Genomic DNA, 19,952 nt, shown 5'->3' on the forward strand with positions numbered 1-19,952 from the left:
GCTGTCGTACAGCCGGATGACCGTGCCCGGGGAGGGGTCGGTCAGCAGGTAATCCGCGCTGGCGAACGGCAGGCCCTTCGGCCCCATGGACTTTTCACTTCTATCAATAAGAGAGCACGATGTCGGCAATTCATGAGTTGAAACCGCTGTTCAAGGCACTTGTCATGTCCCGCGGCCTGCGTTCGCGGCGGGTGTTGACGGGCTTGGGTCTGGTCTGTGTGTTGCCGTTGAGCACCCAGGTGATGGCCGAAGACGTCAGTGTCAACATCCCAGCGCAACCGCTGCCGCAGGCGCTGCAAGCGTTCGGCCAGCAAACCAACCAACAAATGATCTACAACGTCGACGAGTTGGCCGGCCTGAAAAGCAACCGGGTCAGCGGCAAGATGAGCCCGCAGGCGGCCATCACCGAGTTGCTCAAGGGCACCGGCGTGCGCTACAGCCTCGAGGGCAACACCCTGATATTGGTGAAGGGCTCCCCCGCGGGCCTGGAACTGGGCGCAACGACCATCAACGCCGAACAGTTGGCTGCAACGACCGAAGGCAGCAACTCGTACACCAGCAACGCCGTAACGATCGGCAAGGGCACCCACACCCTCAAGGAAATTCCCCAGTCGGTTACCGTGATGACGCGCAAGCAGATGGATGACCAGAACCTGGTCAACCTCAAGGACGCTGTCAACCAGACCACCGGCATCGTTGGCCTCCAGGGCGTGGGGCAGGGCATGATCCTGTCGTCGCGCGGTTTCCAGATCGACGATTGGCAGTACGACGGTGTGCCGATCCCGCGTAATACCTACTCGCTGGGCAACTGGGCGACCCAGGACCTGATTTTCTACGACCGCCTGGAGATCCTTCGTGGCGCGTCCGGCTTGCTGCAAGGTACCGGCAGCCCCGGCGGCGCTGTCAACCTGGTGCGCAAGCGTGGCCAGAGCACACCGACCGTGACCCTGAGGGGCAAGGCCGGTTCCTGGGACCACTACGGCTTGCAGCTGGACGCTGGCGGTCCGCTGAACGACGCTGGCAACATCCGCGGCCGTATAGTTGCCGACGAAGACCAGAGCAACTCATTCATCGACCACGCGTGGACCAAAACCCACTCGCTGTACGGCTCGTTGGACATCGACTTGAGCGAAGACACCACCTTGGGCTTGGCGGTCAGCCAATCCAATGGCGAATCGCGCGGCAACATCCGTGGTCTGCCGCGCTACGCCGATGGCTCGATGCCGGACGTGTCGCGCTCCACCTACACCGGCGCGCGCTGGAACCGTTCGGAAATCGATGTCACCACCTACTATGCCGATCTGGAGCATCGCTTCAATGAGGATTGGGCGTTCAAGGTGGGGGGCGTGTATATGACCGAGGATAACCAGGCGAAGAACCAGCGCGTCCAAAGAGTCGGTGGTCTCTTGCCCGATGGCAGTGGCGTGCAATATGCCGACTTCCTGACCGACTTCCAGTCTACCAAGGCCGGTCTCGACATGAACCTGACCGGCAAGTTCGAAGCCTTGTCGATGGAACAGGAGGTCATGCTGGGTGGCAACTTCTCCCAATTGGAGACGGATGATAAATATGCCCGTACCTTCAACAGCACCAGCGACTCGATCTTCGACCTTGACAATGACCGCCCGGACATCAGCTACGACAGTTTGATCGCTGCGGGTGGCATGGGCGTCCTCAGCAAGTACGACGTGCGCCAGAAAGGCATATACGGCACCTGGCGCGTCAAGCCGGTGGATGACCTGACACTGATCCTGGGTTCCCGGGTCAGCTGGTACGACTTCAGTTACAAGTCGAAAAATGAACTCGCAGCCGGAATTACACGCAACACGCCAAGCTACTCAACCGAAACCGGCGTGGTCACGCCCTATGCCGGTGTCGTCTATGACCTGAGCCGTGAGTGGGCGGTTTACGCCAGCTATACCGACGTGTTCCAACCGCAGACCAACGTCGATCCCAGTGGTTCGGTACTCAAGCCCATTGTTGGCAAAAACTACGAAGTCGGCCTCAAGGGCGAGTTGATGGATGGACGGGTCAATACCTCCTTGGCTGTGTTCCGCTACGACCACGAAAACCGCGCCGTCAACATCCCTAGCTGCACTGGGGTGAACTGCTCTTCTGCCTCCGGGAAAGTGCGCAGCCAAGGCATCGAGGCCGAAATCAGCGGTGAAGTGGTAGAAAACTTGCAGTTGTTCGCGGGCTACACCTATAACACCACCAAGTACCTGGAAGACACGGGCGGTATCGACAGTAAGGAAGGCAAGGTTTTCAGCACCTGGACGCCAAAACACATGTTGCGCGTGTGGGGCAACTACCAGTTCACCGGCGATTGGAGCCGTGTCAGCACCGGCCTGGGCTTCACCACCCAAAGCCACACGCTGGTTTACGACTATGACCGTGAAATCCCGGGCTACACCGTATGGAACGCCCGTGTCGGCTACAAGTTGACGTCTGAGATCGATCTGGCGGTCAACGCCAACAACCTGTTCGACAAGACCTACATAACGCCGGCTTACAACCAACTCAATGGCAACAACAACTTTGGCGATCCGCGTAATTTGATGTTCACAGTGAAGTACACGCCGCAGTTCTGATTGCCTGCAAAGAAAAAAAACCGACCCACTTACGCGGGTCGGTTTTTTTATGGGATTAATTTCGCTGAAAACGCAAACCCCGTGGCGAGGGAGCTTGCTCCCGCTGGGTTGCGAAGCGACCCCAGAGTTCCTGAACTGAAAAACGGCGTCTGCTGCGCAGCCGAGCGGGAGCAAGCTCCCTCGCCACAGGAACCTGTGTCCTACAAAAAATGTGGCGAGCCGGACATTTCTGACGAGTCGTGTCGGTTGGTGGTTCGGAAGCGATGGGGATAGGCTTTGTCCGTCGCTGCAAAATCAGCGACCGGGTTTGGTCACCTGTCCGAAGTCAGGCGCACATGCGCAACTCAGCATCTCGGCGCTTTTGCCGTTATGCTTTGCGGCGGGCTGTGCGCGGGGCACTCTCGAGTGCGCCGGGTGCCTGACTTCCCGGTTGACCAACCTGCGTATAGCCCACCACCCTCGTTTGGTCACGAGGTGGTTAAGCTCACTATCAAGTCAGGAGTTTCAAGATGGTCAAGAACACCCCCAACCCTCCAAAAAAAGCCAAAGATCTCTCCGCCTACACCAGCCTCGACTCAGCAGAGCGTCGCGAAGCGGCGGATCGAGCACTAGACATCCACTTATCGCCCAACAAGCCAGCCAAGCCCGACACCCAGGACGGCCAGATCTTTACCGTGGTCAAAGGGCTCAACACCGAATCCATACTGACCACCCTCAGCGAGACCCTGGCTTGCGCTAATGCCATGGCCAACGACCTGGCCTTCGACCTGGAAGGCTCGCGGCGGCATGTGGCGTTGGGGCTCCAGCAATTGATCGAGCTAGGAACGCTACTGGCCAATCGGGCACTGGATGACATCGAGCTGCCCCAGCCTCCACGCTAGCCGCAGCACCGCAGCCCCCCGTGGCGAGGGAGCTTGCTCCCGCTGGGCCGCGAAGCGACCCCAGAGTTCCTGAACTGAAAAGCGGCGTCTGCTGCGCAGCCGAGCGGGAGCAAGCTCCCTCGCCACAGGGTCATTTTTTGCTCAAGAAAGCTTCTCTACCGTACTGGCCAGAAAAACCTCGACCAGCTCCCCAAGCAACCCCTCATCAAAAATCATGCTGCGATGACCCAGCGGAGACTGCACCGAACACCGCAACGTCCCCGTCAAGCTATGCTCTCGAACCAGTGCCTCGCAAAAGGCCAGCTCTTGCGGGGTTTTCTCCGCCTGTGTCCACCAGCAGCTCGGTCGAACCCTCACAGGCTTGAAAGTAAATCCCGCAAATGCCTCCAGCAACCGATCATGCACCGAGAACGCCTGGGCATTCATGACCTCTTCCTTGACGCTCTGCACGATCGACAACAGGTCGCCTCGCTCAGGCTCGATCTGTCCGGCTGCCCACTCATGGAACGCCTTGACCGAACTGTCCGGTCGCTCCCGTCGATAAGCCGCCGTGCGCTCCGTCAGCGAAGGAAACAGCAAGTCGAAGTATTCAATTGCTTCAAGTAGATCCTGGGAGGCCGCATCGTCTTTTTCGTAACCCGCCAGATGCCGATGGCGCGGCAGCTCTGAGGGATACAGGTGTTCTGGAATCGTGCTGTCCACCAACCCGAGGAAATCAACCGTGTGCCCCTGGCTTTCCAGCACCGCCGCGATGTCGAAGGCGATCGCCCCGCCGAGGGACCAGCCCATCAAGTAATACGGACCTTCAGGTTGGGCCCTGACGATTTCCTTGCTGTAGTCGGCAATCATCTCCTGCCAGGCCTCGGGGCGTGCATGGGGTTCGCTGAAGCCGCGGTGCATGATGCCGACAGTGCGCGCCCGGTTTTGCAGTTTGCGCGCCAGCGGTTGGTAGCAGAACACGATGCCGCCGCTGGGGTGCAGGCAAAACAGCTGCGGTGCGCTGGCGGGCGCGTTATTCAGGGCAACGAGGCATTGCGTCTGTTCACGGTGTTTCTGTGAGATGAACAGGGCCAACTCGGCGATGGTCGGGTTGGCCAGCAACTCTTGAAGACGCACGGTGATGTTCAGGTTCGCCTTGAGCTTGGCGATCAGCTCGATCGCCAGGATCGAATGCCCGCCCAGTTCAAAGAAACTGTCGCTGATACCCACGCGCTCGGCTTTGAGGGACTGCTGCCAGAGTTGCGCCAACGCTTGCTCCATCTGCGTGCGGGGCGCCACGTGGTTCGAATGCCGAAGCGTGGCGTCGGGTTCGGGCAAGGCCTTGCGGTCGAGCTTGCCGTTGGCGTTGAGCGGCAGATGATCGATGAACAACAGATGGCTGGGCGCCATGTAATCCGGCAGATGCGCCTTGAGCGCGATCAGCAGGCTATCGCGCAGTTCGGCCGTGGCCGGTTGTGTCGGGATGACGTAGGCGATCAGTTGCAGGCCGCCCGGGCCGTCGTGGGTCAGCACCACGCCCTCGCGCACGCCCGGCAATACTTGCAGGCGCGCCTGGATCTCGCCCAGTTCAATGCGGAAGCCGCGGATCTTGACCTGGTGATCCAGGCGCCCGATGTATTCAATACTGCCGTCGCTGAGGTAGCGGGCCAGATCCCCGGTGCGGTACAGGCGTCCACCTGGCGAGGGGTCGAACGGGTCGGGAATGAAACGGCTGGCGGTGAGGTCGGCACGCTGGTGATAACCACGGGCCAGTCCGGCGCGCCCAATATACAGCTCACCGCTGCACCCCCTCGGCACCGGGTTCAGGTGCGCATCGAGCAGATACCAGGACAGGTCGACGATGGGCTCGCCGATGGGGCTCGCGGCCTCGCCGTGCAAGTCCGCCATCGACAGTGGTCGCCAGGTGACATGAACGGTGGTTTCGGTGATGCCATACATGTTGATCAATTGTGGCGCCTGATCGCCGAAACGTTCGAACCAAGGGCGCAGACTGTGCACATCAACTGCTTCGCCGCCGAAAATCACCTGCCGCAACCGGTGGCTGAGGGGCTGTCCAGGCTCACATGCAACTCGCAGCAACGACTTGAACGCCGAAGGCGTCTGGTTGAGCACCGTGACTTTTTCCTGGCAGAGCAGGGCGTAAAAATCCTCAGGCGACCGGCTCACGGCGTGGGACACGATGACCAGCCGCCCCCCGTGCAGCAGCGCGCCAAAAATCTCCCACACGGAAAAATCGAAGGCATAGGAATGAAACAGGCACCATACGTCCCGGTGGTCGAAACCGAACCACTGTTCAGTGGCCTGGAACAGGCGGTTGACGTTGTGGTGCGCGAGCAGCGCGCCTTTGGGCTTGCCGGTCGAACCGGAGGTGTAGATCACGTACGCCAGGTTGTCCGGATCCATTGGCACATCGGGATTGTGCTCAGGCCAGGCGTTGTCGGCATCGCTCGTATCCAACAGCAGGCAGTCGATGTCGGCCGGCAACGCCAGCGATTCAAGCAGATGGGCCTGAGTCAGGATCTGCCTGACGCCGCTGTCCTGGATCATGTAGGTCAGTCGGTCGGCCGGGTAGGCCGGGTCCAGCGGCACGTAGGCGCCACCGGCCTTGAGAATCGCCAGCAGGCCGATGATCATTTGCGGTGTCCGCTCGACGGCGATGCCCACCAGCACATCGGGGCCGACGCCTTGCTCGATCAATCGATGGGCCAATCGGTTAGCGTGGCGGTTAAGCTCGGCATAGCTCATTTGCTGCCCGTCGAACGTTAGCGCTATCGCCTCACCTGTGTTGGCGGCATGGGTTTCGATCATGCGATGCAGGCATTCTTCGCTATGCAGCCGGGTGGGTTGGCGGTTCCAGTCGTCCAGGGTCAGCCGCCGTTCTTCGGCGCTCAATAATTGCAATTCGCCGAGGGCGCGTTCGGGCGTCTCGATCAGCCCCCGCAACAGGTTCTGCCAATGCTCGGCCATGCGCTCGATGGTGTCCGCGCGGTACAGGTCACGGCTGTACTCGAACGTCGCGAGTATCTGCTGCTGTGAATAGTCGACATCCAGTGACACATCGAACTTGGCCTGGCCTTCACCGGTGTCGAGGAACTCCAGCGTCAGTAGATCCAGGCTTGGCAGCGATGCCGTCTGTGACCCGGTGCGCCAGTTGAACAGGACCTTGAACAACGGGTTGGCGCCCAATTGATCCTGGATCAGTTCGAGCGGGTAATCGGCATGCTCCAGCGCGGCGAGGGATTGGCCGCGCAGCGCTCGTAGGTAATCCAATGCGCTGCGGCTCGAGTCGATCCGCGCCCGGTACACCTGGCTGCTGACGAAAAATCCCACCAACGCCTGGCTTTCATGGCTGTTGCGATTGGCGTTGGGGACACCGACGGCAAAATCGTCCTGGCGGCTGTAGCGGGCCAGCAGCAATTGCCACGCACCCAGCGCCACCACGAACGGCGTGAGCCCCTGGCGTTGGCAAAAAGCGTCCAGTGCTCGCGCCAACGACGGCGCCAGCGATACGTGCACGCGACCGGCCCTGTGTTGTTGGCTTGTGTTGCGTGGAAAGTCCTGGGGCAACTCCAGGGTGGGCAAGTCGCGGCCCAGGTACTCGCTCCAGTATTCGCCACTGCGCAGGCGGGCAGCGCTTTGCAGATAGTCGCCGCGCTGGTGGATCGCGTAATCGGCGTATTGCATCGGTAACGGTGGCAGCGCAGACGGATCACCCAGCACCGCCCGGCCGTACGCCTGGGTCATGTCCTGCATGAGGATGGTATTGGACCACGCATCGGAAACGATGTGATGCATGTTGAGCAGCAGCACATGTTCGGTACGGCTCAATCTCAGCAACGTGGCCCGTATCAGCGGCGCCTGGGTGAGATCGAACGGTTGCCGGGCGTGTTGCTCGATGCGCTGCGAAAGTGCCGGCTGGTCGAGCCCGGCAAGGTCTTCGCGATGCAGGGTCAGGCAGGCGCTGCGCTCGATTACCTGAGTGGCGGCGCCGTCGATTTCAATGAACGCGGTGCGCAGGATGTCGTGTCGGTCAATGACGCGGTTCAGGGCGTCTTCCAAGGCATCGGCGTTCAGTTCGCCGCTCAGGCGCAAGGCCCGTGGCAGGTTGTAGGCCGAACGGGTCGGGTCCCGCTGCTGCTCCAGCCACAAGCGTTGCTGGGCGAAAGACAGGGGCGCGCGATCCAGCCTGCCGCGGCTGGCCAGGGCGTGCCTGTCATCGGCGACCTCATCGAGCAACAGCGCCAACAGATCATCATCTAGCAGTTCGTTCATGGTGTTCTCGCGGTAAAACAGCATTGGCGTCGGGCAGGCTCAGGCAAAGGCTGCCGGGACCTTCTCACTCACCACCCGGCCGGCCTGCATTCGCACCAGTTGATCGGCGATGTCGAAGTAACGATCGTCGTGGGAAATGACGATGATGGTTTTGCCCAGGGCCTTCAGCTCCGGCAGCAGTTCGGTGTAGAACACGCGCCGGAACACCGGGTCCTGGTCGGCGGCCCATTCGTCGAAGACCAGCACGGGACGTTCTTCCAGCCAGGCATTGAGCAGGGCCAGGCGCTTGCGCTGCCCGGTGGAAAGATCGGTGGTGCTGAAAGCGCCGTCGCGAATGCTGACTTTATGGGCGATCTCCAGGCGATCCAGGTAGCGGTTGGCATCCCCGGGTACGTTTTGATCGCCCTGCACCAGTTCATCGAACAAGTAATAGTCGGCGAAGATGGTGGTGAAAAGCTGGCGATAATCGTCACGTCGCGCCGCCGATACCGGCTCGCCATCCAGGAGAATTTCGCCGCCCTGGGGCGCATAAAGGCCCAGCAGCAATTTGATCAGCGTGGTCTTGCCGCCGCCGTTCTCACCGACGATAAACACAATGTCGCCCTGGGCGATGGTCAGGTTGACCGGTCCAAGGGCGAAGGGCTGGGTGCCGTCGACCGCGGGGAAGGCATAATGCACGTCACGCAATTCGAGCCGCTGAATTGTCGGCTTGGGGGCGCTTTTGTCGTTGAGCAGCAGGTGCGGTTCCGGCGAGGAAAACTGCTCGGCCAATTCGGCAATGCGCTTGAAGGCGATGTTGGCGCGGCTGATCACCGGCAACGTCATCACCAGGTATTCCAACGGCCCCTTCATGTACAGCAACACCAGCACGAAACCGCTGAGCACCGCTTTGTCGGTGCCCAGCCACAGCGATTGCAGGGCCAGGACCAAGCCGATGACCACGAAAAAAAGCATCGAGCCGAAGGTCTTGGCGACCACGAAGGTATTGACCGCGCGGATGTTGGTGTCGCAGATCTGCTCGGCGGTGGCTTCGATGCGCTGGCTGAACATGCGCTGGCGGCGCGGGCGGTGGATGCGCAGCTCCTTGGCGCCCGCGGCGATGGCGCTGTAGTGCTTTTGCAGGGCGTCTTCGGCCTCGCGGGCGGCTTCGAAACCACGAATGCCACGAGCGCGCGCCACGTACTGGATGACCGTGCCGATCACCAGCGCCACCAACAGCAGCGCAAACATCGGCAACGACAGGTAGGCCAGGTAGCCCAGGCAACCGAGGGTGACGGTAAAGGCAATCGCCAGCGGTGCGAAGGAAAACGCGAAGTTGCTGACCATGTTGACGTCGTGGGTCAGGATCGGGATCAGCCGATGACTGCGGAACCGCTCGATCTGCTCGATGGGCGCCAGCAGGACTTTCTGGCCGAGAGATTTGCGCAGGCTGGCGATGATGTTCTGGCCGACGTGGTTGGTGCCGATGTCCGACAGGATCGAGGTCAGCAGCGCTGCCACGCACAGGCCGGCGAAGGTCGCCAACACTTGGGGGGTGGGCCCCGCATCGGCGTTCAAGGCGCCGTTGATGGTTGCCAGCAGGGCCGTGATGCTCAAGCCACCCAGCATGCCCAGGAGAATGGAGCCTGCGACAATCAGCCGGAAGGGTTTGAGCAGAATGAACAGCTCAGTGATCACCCCGCGTTTTGGTTGGCTCATGAGGTTTCCCTGCTAGATGAAAAAAGGCAAAGGCCACCGCGGGCTTTCACCGCAAGGGCTGGAGGACAGCGGCACGCCGGTCGGGGCGCGCCCACCTATGGAACGATTGGAGGGGAAGGGGATTTAACCAGAGTCTCCTGACACACATTATTGTGGCGAGGGAGCTTGCTCCCGCTCGGTTGCGCAGCGACCGCAAAATCTAGGGGCCGCTTCGCAGCCCAGCGGGAGCAAGCTCCCTCGCCACAAAAAGCGGATCTTCAGATGGTCCGGTTGAGCTACATATCCCGGGCGACCCGAAACCCCAGCCAGTCACCGCGGGCATCGGAAAACACCGCATTGCGATTGCCCGAACGGGAAAACACCGGGGCTTCGCCCCAGTCATTGCCGCGGATGCGTCGTACCTTGCAGTTGCCAATCAGCGCGGCGCTGCCGTCGCTCGGCGCATCGGTGTAGTTTTCGTTGAAACAATCGGCGGTCCATTCGTAGACGTTACCGTGCATGTCGTACACGCCAAAGGCGTTGGGCGCGAAGCTGCCGGCCGGCGCTGTGAAGTTGAAGCCGTCGGCGGCGCCATAGGTATTGGCGTGCTGGGCGATGCTGTAGTCCTTGCCTTTATCGAACGGGAAGGGGAACGGGCCGGTGCTGCCACCACGTGCGGCGTATTCGCGCAGGGATTCACTGACCAATCGGTACGGCTTACCGGTCTTCTTCGAAAGCCACGCCACGTAGGCAGTAGCCTCTTGGAGGTTCATGCACACCGCCGGGTGCCGGTCGGTGTATTGCTTGCGCGGGTCGCTGCCCTGGTAGTCCGGCACGCCGGCCCGGCACGCGCGGCCGGGGCGCTTGTCGCCGTCGGGCATCACGTAGCCGGTATCGCGCAGGTAGGCGAACCATTCACCCTTGAGCACCTGGAAACGGCTGATCGCAACGGGCCTGGCGAACGTCACCGGGTGCAGCGGGCCTTCGTCGGGCTCGCGGCCCACTTCGTCTTCCGGGGTGCCCATCTGGAAGGTGCCGGTGGGCAGCACGACCATTTCCGGGCAGTCCTTGCAGTCGCGAAACACCTGGCCCGGTTGCGAGGCCTGGGCATCGGAGGGCAGCAGGGCGGCGAGGGCCAACGCCGGGAGTGTCTTCAATAAAAAGCGGTTCATCGATTGCTCTCGATCAGTCATCAGAGTGTTTTGCCCAACAGCGCCAGGAAGCGATCAATCTCGGCTTCGGTGTTGAGCAGCCCCGGCGCGGTGCGGATCACCGGTCCGGCATCGCGGTGCACGGCATCGGCGACCACGCGGTTTTGCATCAGGTAGGCGGCGATCTCGTCGCTCTTGCGATCCTTGACCCGGAAGAAGGTGAAGCCGGCGGACAGTTCTGGGCTCAGCGGCGTCACCAGCTCGATCTGCGGCAACGCGAGCAAGTGTTTTTTCAGGTAAGTGTTGAGCGCGTGGATACGCGCCTGCACCTGGGCCTTGCCCAGTTGCAGGTGCAGCTTGAACGCTTCGTCCGCCGCCCAGCGATGCTCGAAGGCGTGGTAGCCGCCCGGGGTCATGGTGGTGGAAAACGCCGTGGCTTCGGAGAAGGTCGGGATGATCGGCGTGACGTACCTGACCTCTTCGCTGCGGCTGCACACCACGCCGGTGCCCCGTGGGCCGAACATCCACTTGTGGGTGCCGGCGATGAAAAAGTCGCAATTCATCGCCGGGAAACTCAAATCCTCGACGCCGAAACCGTGCACGCCGTCCACCACGTACACGATGCGCTGTTCATCGCTGCGGCCCTGGTTGTGCTTGTCCACCAGGGCGCCGATCTTGCCGATGGGCAGCTTGACGCCGCTGCCTGAGTGCACCCAGGTCATGCCCAGCACGCGGGTTTCGGGACGGATGTTGCGGTCGATGGCCGTGAGGATTTGCGCCTCGCTGACGCCATGGGCGTTCTCGAACAGCTTGATCTTGCGCACCCGTGTTCCGTCCCGTTGCTTGCGCAGATCGAGAATGGTGTGGGTGGCGTAGTGTTCGTGGGCGGTGGTGAGGATTTCCTGGTCGGGCCGGACATGGACCCCGCCGTAAATCATCGACAGGCCTTCGGTGGTGCTGCCGGTGAGGGCGATCTGCTTCGGGTTCGCTTGCAGGTAGCGACCGGCCCAGGTCCGCACGTTTTCCTCGCGAGCTTCGGTGACGCCCAAGTCCCAGTCCATCAACAGCCCGGGGTTCTTATCCAGGGCGGCGCGGTGCCGCTCGATGGCCTCGCGCACCGGGCGCGGGTGGGTGGTGACCAGGAAATTGGAGAAGTGCAGGTAGTTCGGGTCCTGGTTGAACAGCGAGCGCAGCTGCGCCCATTTGTCCCGGGACAGCGGCGGCGGAGAGTCGGCCGCGGCACTCGAAGGCAGGTTTGCGGCCAATGGCAGGCCGGCGGCGATAATACCGGCGTGCTTGAGGAAGGCGCGGCGCTCGATCATGGCTGAGGGGCCTTCTGCGCCGAGGCGATGGCAGGGCGGGCGGCTTTCTGCACCTGATCCCAGACCCGCAGGAAATTGCCGCCCCACAGCTTGGCGATGTCGGCTTCGGAGTAACCGCGGGTCAGCAGTTCGGCGGTGACGTTGCGGATGTCGCTGACGTTCTGCCAGCCTTTCACGCCGCCACCTTCGTTGAAGTCCGAACTGATGCCGACGTGGTCGATGCCGATCTTGCGCACGGCATAGTCGATGGCATCGCCCAAATCCTTGAGGCTGGCCTTGGGTTCCTCTTCGAGAATGCCGTAGAGCTGGCCGGCGTATTCGCCGAACTTCTGTTCCGGCCACGCGGCGATGATCGGGTCGCCCGGCATCAGCGCCATCGCCAGGTTGGGCAGTGGCGGCAGGTCGAAGCGTTCGCGCAGGACGTTGAGTCTGTCCTGGGTCTTTTGCGTCAGTGGGCGCAGGTATTGGGAAAAACCAACGATCTGCACGACGCCGCCGCTGGCCTTGATCAGCTGCATTTCCTTGTCGCTGAGGTTACGCGGGATGTCCACCATCGCCCGTGGCGCGGAGTGGGACGCCACCAGCGGCGTGCGGCTCAGTTGCGCGACTTGCTCCAAAGCCTGGGTCGACATCTGCGACACATCGATGATCACGCCCAGGTCGTTCAGTCGTGTCACTGCTTGCTTGCCGATGTCCGATAGCCCGCCAAGGGCGTCGGGCGAGTCGTTGAAGAACGGCAGCGGGCGCGAGGAGTCGGCCCAGTCGTTGTTGCCGATGTAGCTGAAGCCGAACATGCGCATGCCCCGCGCCGTCCACAGGTCCAGCAGGTTCAGGTCGTGGCCCAGGGGATACGCGTTGAGCATGCTGATGAAAATCGCGAACTTGCCTTCGCCATGCAGGCGCCGGAAATCGTCCGGGGTGTAGGCGATGGCGACCTGGTTGGGGAAGTCCCGGACCATGCCGGTGATGATCCTGTAGCGCACCTCTTGCTGGTTGCGCGCTTCCTCGACGAACCCGGCGGTGGGCTTGTGTGGCGCGTTGGGCCCGTTCCACAGTTCGGGCCAGCCGAAGATCGTCAGCGCGGCGCCGGAGAGGCGGCCGCGATTGGCTTTCACCAGGTCGAACTGGCCCTCGCCGTCCTTGTCCGCTTCGTTGCCGGCGGTGCCGAAATCCAGCGGCACGGTGATGTGGCTGTCGAAGGACAGCAGGCGTTCGTGCAGCTCGCGCGCTTCTTTCATCACCTTGACCGAGTAGCCGGGGTTGTCCCGCCACCAATGGTCCCAGGCCGCGACGCCAGCCCCGACGACCAGCGCCAGGGCCAGGGGCACGCCGGTGAAAAGAGCCTTTTTCGAACGTGGTATTGTCATTGCCGATCTCAGTCTGGTTCGCCTTGGAAGGACAGGCGCGGGGGCCTTTGCTATCTGGGGGGAACGAGTGATCGGGCGGGAAATTTAGGTGTTCTCAAGGGCCTCTTCGCGAGCAGGCTCGCTCCCACAGAGGATCGCGTTCCCATGTGGGAGCGAGCCTGCTCGCGAAGGCGGCCTCATGGCTGCCTATAAATTTGTCGCCCCAGCCATCGTTCTAGCTTGGATAAAGCCCACCCCAGGGCGAACACAGGTAAGGCAATGACGATTTCTCGACGATGGTTCATGGCAGGCCTGGCGCTGACCGGTGCCGCCGTGCCTGCGGTGTATTACGGGCATCGCGAACTGACCCGGCCGGACCCGACCATCACACCCGGCGAAGCTTCCTTCGATGTGGCGGACGTCGCCGGACAGCGGCGGGCGAACACGTTGCGGGGAATCTGGACGATCCGTTTCAGCGGGCGCGATGCCGGCCTCGACGGCTTGCCGGGCGACAATCTGGAGATGTTTCTCGACATCGCCCACAAGGGCCGTGGCCTGGTGGGTTACCTCGACACCGCCGAACGGCTGCGCGGTGGAGATGAGCCGCGTTATCGGGTGCTGGGCGACCTGGCCGGCAGCGACCCGAAGCAATTGAGCTGGCGATTGATCGGTGCCGGGCATGGCACGCCAGACTACGAATTCATCATGACCCTGGACGAAGTCTGGGCCGGTTTCGGCAACGCCGGCACGGCCACCCTCAGCGGCCGGGTGTTGCGGTTGGATCGCCCGTTGGCGTTGCCGGAGCTCGACAATCAGTTCGTCGCCGTCAAACAGCGGTTCCCCGAAGCCCGGGAACGTACGCCGCTGAGCCTGAAGTTGCTGGACTGGCTGGTGTCGCCCGAGCACCGGCTGTTCCATCAACTCTGGCATGCCACGCGAGACAAATGGCACACCCTCGACGAAGACAAGCGCGACGCCCTGCGTGGCATCGGCTGGCAACCCGGGCCGCGGGACAACGAACGTGATGCTCGCGGGCCGCGCAAAGATCGCAACGGCTCGGGCGTGGATTTCTTCTTCATGCATCGGCATATGCTCGGCACGGCGCGTTCTTTCCAGCCGTTGCCGTCATGGCCACGTTTTCCATTGCCGCAACCTGAGTTGGAGCGTGATCGCCTGGGCTTTGCCCGGTATTTCGACAACGTCGACGGGACGGCACTGCCACCAACGTGGCTCGCCCGTGGTGACGAGCAATACGCCCAATGGGTCAGCGACATCAAGACCGCCGAGACCTATCACAGCAATTTCCAGGTCTGGGAATCCCGTTACCGCGACCCACGCTATTTATCCAAACTGACCCTGGGCCAGTTCGGTTCGGAAGTGGAATTGGGGCTGCATGACTGGCTGCATATGCGCTGGGCCTCGGTGCCGCGAGATCCGTCAAACGGCCATCCGGTGCCATTCGCCCGTGATCAGGCCGACTTCGCCCAACGCTGGTTCGAACCGGAAAACGACTTTTTAGGCGATCCGTTTTCCTCCCATGTAAACCCGGTGTTCTGGGCTTTTCACGGCTGGATCGACGATCGCCTCGAAGACTGGTTTTGCGCCCACGAACGCTTTCATCCGGGAGAAGTGAGCCGGCTCGAAGTCAACGGCGTGCCCTGGTTCGCCCCGGGCCGCTGGGTCGAAATCGCCGACCCCTGGCTCGGCCCGGACACCCATGGCTGCAGCACCACGCCGGGGCTGCAGGTCGGGCGCTCGGTGGAGATGGATCCGGAAACCATGAAGTTGGCGTTGCGTATTACGTTTGGCAGTGATGACGACAAGCTGGCTCAACTGTTTCGCCGCGTACCGCAGAGGCCTTGGTATGCGCGCAATCTCAAGGCCAAGGTGGTGTGAGCCCAGGCTCGAACCGACCGAACCTGGGGCCGTGTGCAATGACTGCTTTTGTGGCGAGGGAGCAAGCTCCCTCGCCACGATAGTGCTCCTCTTCAGATCTGCTTCACCCGCCAACCCCCACCCAACGCCTTGTACAACGCCACGCTCGCCTGCACCCGCGCCAGTCGCAATTGCACGTTCATGTCCTGGGCGGCGAAGAGGGTACGTTGGGTTTCCAGTACCGTGAGTAAATCTTCAGCGCCGGCCTGGTAGCGGCGTTGGGCAATGTCGAAGGCAGTCTGGGCCTGGTGCAGTTCTTCGCTTTGCCATTGCCGTTGGCGGTCCAGGCCGTGGATGCCGTTCAGGGCTTTTTCGACGTCGGCGAAGCCGTTGATGATGGCGGCGCGGTAGGCCTCCAGCAGTTCTTCCTGGCGCGCGGTAGCCCGGGCTCGCTCAGCCTTCAGGCGACCATTGTTGAAGATTGGCGCGGCCAGCCCGGCGCCGAGGTTGTAGACGTTGTTGCGCAGCAACTGGTCGGCGATGTCGGCGCCGGTGGCCAGGCTCAGGCCGAGGGTGGCGGAGGGCAGCATGGCGGCGCGGGCGACAGTGATGTCGGCCTGGGCGGCGGCAAGGCGCGCTTCGGCGGCGGCGATGTCGGGACGGCGCAGCAAGAGGTCGCTGGGCACGCCGGCATCGATGGCGGGCCAGCGCAATGCGTCGAATGGTTCATCGTCGAGTTGCAGCGATTGCACCGGTTCGCCCAACAATGCCGCGAGGGTGATCAACGCCTCGCGGGCCTGTTGCTGCACTTGCGGCAGGCGGCGTTCCTGGGCCGCCACCAGGCTCTTCTGTTGAGACAGTTCCAGGGCCGTGGCGCTGCCCGCGTCGTAGCGAGTCTGCACCAGGTCCAGCACATTGCGGGCGTTGCCCAGGTTCAATTTGGCGATGCGCTGTTGCTCGCGCAGGGACAACGCCTGGGTGTAGCTGTTGGCGACGCCGCTGAGCAGGGTCAGCTCCACGGTCGCGCGGTCGGATTGGCTGGCCGACAGCGTGCTCAGCGCACTGTCCCGGGCCGCCCGTTTACCGCCCCAGAAATCCAGCTCATAAGTGGCGCTGAGGTTGGCGTCGTAGTAATCGATGGTGCGGTTGTCCCGATCCACGTCTAGCTGGCTATAGCCCTGGCCCCGCAGCAATTCCTGGCGATTGCCGTTGAGCCCGGCGGTGATTTGCGGCAGCAACGGCGCGCCGGCGATCACCGCGCTGGCCTGGGCCTGGCGAACCCGAGCCATCGCGGCGGCCAGGTCGTGGCTGTCCCGACGCGCCTGTTCGATCAAGCGGTTCAATGACGGGCTGCCGAACTGCGTCCACCATTGTTGGTTATCCGCTCGGACACCGGGCGTATCGAGGCTCTGCCAGGCTGCGGGCGGTTGGATGCCGCTGTCCGGTGCCGACACCGGCGTGGCGCAGGCCACCAGCATCAGGCTGGCGGCCAGGAGAGTCAGGTGCGCTTTCATAAGGAGGGGTTCATTCACTGGTGAGGGCCGCGACCGGGTCGAGGCGGGCGGCCTTGCGGGCGGGCATGAAACCGAAGACGACGCCGGTGACCAGGGCGCAGCCGAAGGCGCCGAACACCGCCAGCCATTCGAAGGCCACGGCGATCTTGCCCAGCAGCAGGCCGCCGCCCACCAGCAGGGCCAGGCCGATACCGGCCAGCCCGCCGACCACCGAGAGCATCACCGCTTCGGTGAGAAACTGGCGCAGGATGTCCCGCTGGCGGGCGCCGGTGGCCATGCGGATGCCGATCTCCCGGGTCCGTTCGCGCACGGTCATGAGCATGATGTTCATCACGCCAATGCCACCCACCAACAGCGAAATCGCCGCAATGGCCCCAAGCATCAAAGACAGCGTGCCTTGGGTGCGAGCTTCGGCCTGGATCATCGCGGCGTTGTTGGTCAGCTCGAAATCCCGCTTGCCGTCGTGCAGGCGCGACAGGGTACGGGAGACCGCCTGCTCGGCCTCCTTGACCTTGCCCGCATCCCGGGCGGCGATCACCACGTACTCGGGATGACGGGTGCCGAACAGCCGAACGCTGGCGGCGGAATAAGGGATGGCGATGCGATTGTCGGCATCCGAATCCCCGGAGCTGGCGCCTTTTTCCGCGAGTACGCCGACCACCTGGAACGGCACGTTCTCGATCAGGATGTAACGGCCGATGGGGTCGGCGACGTCCTTGAGCAGTTTTTGCCGGACCTTGTGGCCGATCACCGCCACTGCCGCGGCGCCTCGTTCATCGGCGTCGCTAAAGTAGGCGCCCTCGGCCACTGGCCAATTGAAGATGATCGGGAAGTGGGTGTCGTTGCCGCCCACGTAGCTGGTGTGGTCGAGGTTGCCGAACCGCACGCTGGCGTTCTTGCCGTTGACCGGCATGATGCGTTGCACTTCGGGCAGGGCAGCGAGGGCGGCAATGTCCTGTTCGCTGATGATGCCCTTGGCGGCCCGCGGGTTGGGGGCCGTGCCGTTGAGGTAGATGATGTTCGAGCCGAAGGCGCCCATCTGGGCCATGACCTGGCGCTTGCTGCCTTCGCCCACGGCCAGCATGACCACCACCGAGGCCACGCCGATGACGATGCCGAGTAGGGTCAGGGCGGTGCGAAAGCGATTGATCCACATCACCCGCCACGCGGCCTGCACCGCGTCCACCAGCTCGCCTTTCCAGGCGCCGTTGTGTTCGCTGCCGGCACTCAGGCGTTGGCGCAGGTCCACGGCGTGCAAGGCGTTCGGATTGGCCTGCGGTGCGGCCGTAGCGGTGTCGCTGATGATCAAACCGTCGCGGATCTCGATGATGCGTTTGGCCCGGGCCGCCACTTCACGGTCGTGGGTGATCAGGATCACCACGTGCCCCTGGCTCGCCAGTTCGTCGAGCAACGCCATCACCTCAATCCCGCTCTGGCTGTCGAGGGCGCCGGTGGGCTCGTCGGCGAGGATGATGTGGCCGCCGTTCATCAAGGCCCGGGCAATCGACACTCGTTGCTGCTGCCCGCCGGAGAGTTGATGGGGGCGGTTGCCGGTGCGGCTGGCCAGGCCGAGGCGGTCGAGCAGGGCGCTGGCCCGGGCGTGGCGCTCGGCGGCGGAGGTGCCGGCATAGATTGCGGGCATCTCGACGTTTTCCTGGGCGGTGCCGGAAGCAATCAAATGGTAGCCCTGGAACACGAAGCCAAATGCTTCGCGCCGCAGCCAGGCCAGTTCGTCGCTGCCCAGGCCGGCGACGTCTTCGCCGGCGAAGCGGTACTCGCCACTGGTAGGACGGTCGAGGCAGCCGAGGATGTTCATCAAGGTCGATTTGCCGGAGCCGGACGCCCCGACAATCGCCAGGAACTCACCGGCATGAATGGACAGGTCGATGCCGCGCAGCACTTCCACCCGGGGGCTGTCGCCGCCGCCATAGGCCTTGCGAATGTCCCGCAGTTCGATCAGGGGCGTGTCCACTCAGCCTCCGCTTGCGCTGGATGGGCCGATCAGCACGCGCTCGCCTTCGCTCAAGCCGTCGAGGACCTGGGTGCGCAGGCGATCGCTGACGCCCGTACGGACGGTGCGCGGCTGGACATCACCATTGTCGGCGAGCACGCGTACCTGGTCGGCCTCTTGCAAGGCGGCGATGGGCACGGTCAGCACGTCCTTGGCCTGGGCGGCGACAAAAAACACTTGTGCGGTCATGTCGGCCATCAAGGCGCGGTCGGCGTTGTCCACGTCGAGTAGCACGGTATAGAGCACCACCCGCTCGCTGCCGCTGCGGCCGCCAGTGGGGCTGCCGCCCTGGCTGGCTTCCAATGGGCGCGGCGGCACGGGAAGGATCTGGCGAACGGTGCTGCTCCAGCGGCGACTGCCGCCGGCCAGGGTGGTGAAATACGCGGTCATGCCCGGCTTGACGTGGCCGATGTCGGCTTCCGAGACTTCGGCCCAGACCGTCATCGGCGACAACCGGGCGATGCGCAGGATCAACGGCGTCTGCTGCTGGGCGTTGAGGGTCTGACCTTCCCGGGCGCCGACCGCGACCACGGTGCCGCCCATGGGCGCATAAATGCGCGTATAGCCCAGTTCCGCCTCGTCGCTACGCAGGCTGGCCTGGGCCTGGCGGATCTGGGCCTGAAACATGTCGATGCGCGCCTGGGTCGCGCGCACCTCGGCCTGGGCAGTCTGCACATCTTCTTCGCGGGTGGCGCCGCCGGCCTTGAGCTGTTGCTGGCGACGGAATTTCTGCTGCGCCAGGTCGTGCTGGGCGCGCTGTTCCTGAAGCTGGGCCTTGAGGTTCTCGATGGAAAATCGCCCGGCGTCGAGCCTGGCTTTTTGCGTGGAGGGGTCGATTTCCACCAGTAGCTGGCCTTCAGTCACTTCGTCGCCGGCTTCGACGTGGATCTTCTGGATCTGCCCGGACGCCTGGGCGCCGACGTCCACGTAGCGCCGGGGCTGCAAGGTGCCCAGGGCCGTTACGCTGTTTTCGATGTCGCCACGGGTGACCGGGACGGTGTCGAGCGGCGCGCGGTCCGGCACAACCACTTGCCACGCAGCGAAAGCCACGGCCGGAAGCAGGGCGAAGGTGAGAAGCCAGGCGCGTCGGGTAGGGCGGGGACGTTTCATGCAGGGTTCCGGCCGGTGATATCGGGCCCATCGCACGGAAGGCCGGGACGGGTGGCTGTTCTGGTAAACGAGCGTTGTGGGCGGGAATTTAACGAGGGTAACCCATGGTAGCGCTTGAACGGCACCCACCCCGTGGCGAGGGAGCTTGCTCCCGCTGGGCCGCGAAGCGGCCCCAAAACCTGAGTTCTCTCCTGAAATGTGT

The 19,952-nt window shown here is 63.1% G+C and carries 11 protein-coding genes; 3 read left to right on the plus strand and 8 right to left on the minus strand.

The window, feature by feature from the left end; translation table 11 throughout:
* Positions 1-119: 119 nt before the first annotated feature.
* Positions 120-2,591, plus strand: a complete 2,472-nt coding sequence (locus tag J3P76_RS08425; protein WP_434701738.1) for a TonB-dependent siderophore receptor — start codon at positions 120-122, stop codon at positions 2,589-2,591.
* Positions 2,592-3,100: 509 nt separating this feature from the next.
* On the plus strand, positions 3,101-3,472 hold the full coding sequence (locus J3P76_RS08430; RefSeq protein ID WP_434606950.1) for a DUF6124 family protein: 372 nt from the start codon (positions 3,101-3,103) through the stop codon (positions 3,470-3,472).
* 141 nt (positions 3,473-3,613) lie between these two features.
* Here J3P76_RS08430 and J3P76_RS08435 read toward each other — a convergent pair whose 3' ends face one another.
* The 5 genes from J3P76_RS08435 to pvdM form a co-directional block, all read right to left on the minus strand.
* The gene (locus J3P76_RS08435) at positions 3,614-7,744 is read right to left on the minus strand and encodes an amino acid adenylation domain-containing protein (RefSeq protein WP_434701740.1); all 4,131 of its coding nucleotides are present in this window, start codon (positions 7,742-7,744) and stop codon (positions 3,614-3,616) included.
* A gap of 39 nt (positions 7,745-7,783) precedes the next feature.
* The gene (locus J3P76_RS08440) at positions 7,784-9,442 is read right to left on the minus strand and encodes a cyclic peptide export ABC transporter (protein WP_434701741.1); all 1,659 of its coding nucleotides are present in this window, start codon (positions 9,440-9,442) and stop codon (positions 7,784-7,786) included.
* A gap of 275 nt (positions 9,443-9,717) precedes the next feature.
* Positions 9,718-10,593 carry a formylglycine-generating enzyme family protein gene (locus J3P76_RS08445; RefSeq protein ID WP_434701742.1) on the minus strand — a complete coding sequence of 292 codons (876 nt, stop codon included), beginning with the start codon at positions 10,591-10,593 and terminating at the stop codon, positions 9,718-9,720.
* Between the two features lie 20 nt (positions 10,594-10,613).
* Complete coding sequence (pvdN, locus tag J3P76_RS08450; protein WP_434701744.1) at positions 10,614-11,894, minus strand: pyoverdine-tailoring periplasmic protein PvdN; 1,281 nt, start codon at positions 11,892-11,894, stop codon at positions 10,614-10,616.
* Positions 11,891-13,261: a pyoverdine-tailoring dipeptidase-like protein PvdM gene (gene pvdM, locus J3P76_RS08455; RefSeq protein ID WP_434701745.1), complete on the minus strand. Its 1,371-nt coding sequence runs from the start codon at positions 13,259-13,261 to the stop codon at positions 11,891-11,893. The genes pvdN and pvdM overlap by 4 nt, the downstream gene beginning before the upstream one ends.
* Positions 13,262-13,519: 258 nt before the next feature.
* Between pvdM and pvdP the strand changes: the two genes are divergently transcribed.
* Positions 13,520-15,136 (plus strand): pyoverdine maturation tyrosinase PvdP, encoded by a 1,617-nt coding sequence (gene pvdP / locus J3P76_RS08460; protein ID WP_434701746.1) that lies wholly within the window; start codon positions 13,520-13,522, stop codon positions 15,134-15,136.
* A gap of 92 nt (positions 15,137-15,228) precedes the next feature.
* Here the strand turns inward: pvdP and J3P76_RS08465 are convergent, their stop codons facing one another.
* Genes J3P76_RS08465 through J3P76_RS08475 form a run of 3 tightly spaced genes read right to left on the minus strand, consistent with a single transcriptional unit; the run spans position 15,229 to position 19,750 of the window.
* A complete protein-coding gene (locus J3P76_RS08465; RefSeq protein WP_434701747.1) occupies positions 15,229-16,629 on the minus strand; it encodes an efflux transporter outer membrane subunit in 1,401 nt (466 codons plus the stop codon).
* Between the two features lie 10 nt (positions 16,630-16,639).
* Positions 16,640-18,601 carry a MacB family efflux pump subunit gene (locus J3P76_RS08470; RefSeq protein ID WP_434648422.1) on the minus strand — a complete coding sequence of 654 codons (1,962 nt, stop codon included), beginning with the start codon at positions 18,599-18,601 and terminating at the stop codon, positions 16,640-16,642.
* Entirely contained in the window at positions 18,602-19,750 is a 1,149-nt protein-coding gene (locus tag J3P76_RS08475) for an efflux RND transporter periplasmic adaptor subunit (protein WP_434676093.1), read from the minus strand.
* Positions 19,751-19,952: the final 202 nt, after the last annotated feature.

It is taken from the genome of Pseudomonas sp. D1-36 (genome assembly GCF_051132205.1).
Taxonomy (GTDB): domain Bacteria; phylum Pseudomonadota; class Gammaproteobacteria; order Pseudomonadales; family Pseudomonadaceae; genus Aquipseudomonas.

Excerpts from the sequence above, each read along its gene's own strand:
- J3P76_RS08465 (WP_434701747.1), bottom strand. The coding sequence starts at position 16,629 with ATGAAAGCGCACCTGACTCTCCTGGCCGCCAGCCTGATGCTGGTGGCC.
- J3P76_RS08435 (WP_434701740.1), bottom strand. The coding sequence starts at position 7,744 with ATGAACGAACTGCTAGATGATGATCTGTTGGCGCTGTTGCTCGATGAG.
- pvdP (WP_434701746.1), top strand. The coding sequence starts at position 13,520 with ATGACGATTTCTCGACGATGGTTCATGGCAGGCCTGGCGCTGACCGGT.
- J3P76_RS08425 (WP_434701738.1), top strand. The coding sequence starts at position 120 with ATGTCGGCAATTCATGAGTTGAAACCGCTGTTCAAGGCACTTGTCATG.
- J3P76_RS08445 (WP_434701742.1), bottom strand. The coding sequence starts at position 10,593 with ATGAACCGCTTTTTATTGAAGACACTCCCGGCGTTGGCCCTCGCCGCC.
- pvdN (WP_434701744.1), bottom strand. The coding sequence starts at position 11,894 with ATGATCGAGCGCCGCGCCTTCCTCAAGCACGCCGGTATTATCGCCGCC.
- J3P76_RS08475 (WP_434676093.1), bottom strand. The coding sequence starts at position 19,750 with ATGAAACGTCCCCGCCCTACCCGACGCGCCTGGCTTCTCACCTTCGCC.
- pvdM (WP_434701745.1), bottom strand. The coding sequence starts at position 13,261 with ATGACAATACCACGTTCGAAAAAGGCTCTTTTCACCGGCGTGCCCCTG.
- J3P76_RS08440 (WP_434701741.1), bottom strand. The coding sequence starts at position 9,442 with ATGAGCCAACCAAAACGCGGGGTGATCACTGAGCTGTTCATTCTGCTC.
- J3P76_RS08430 (WP_434606950.1), top strand. The coding sequence starts at position 3,101 with ATGGTCAAGAACACCCCCAACCCTCCAAAAAAAGCCAAAGATCTCTCC.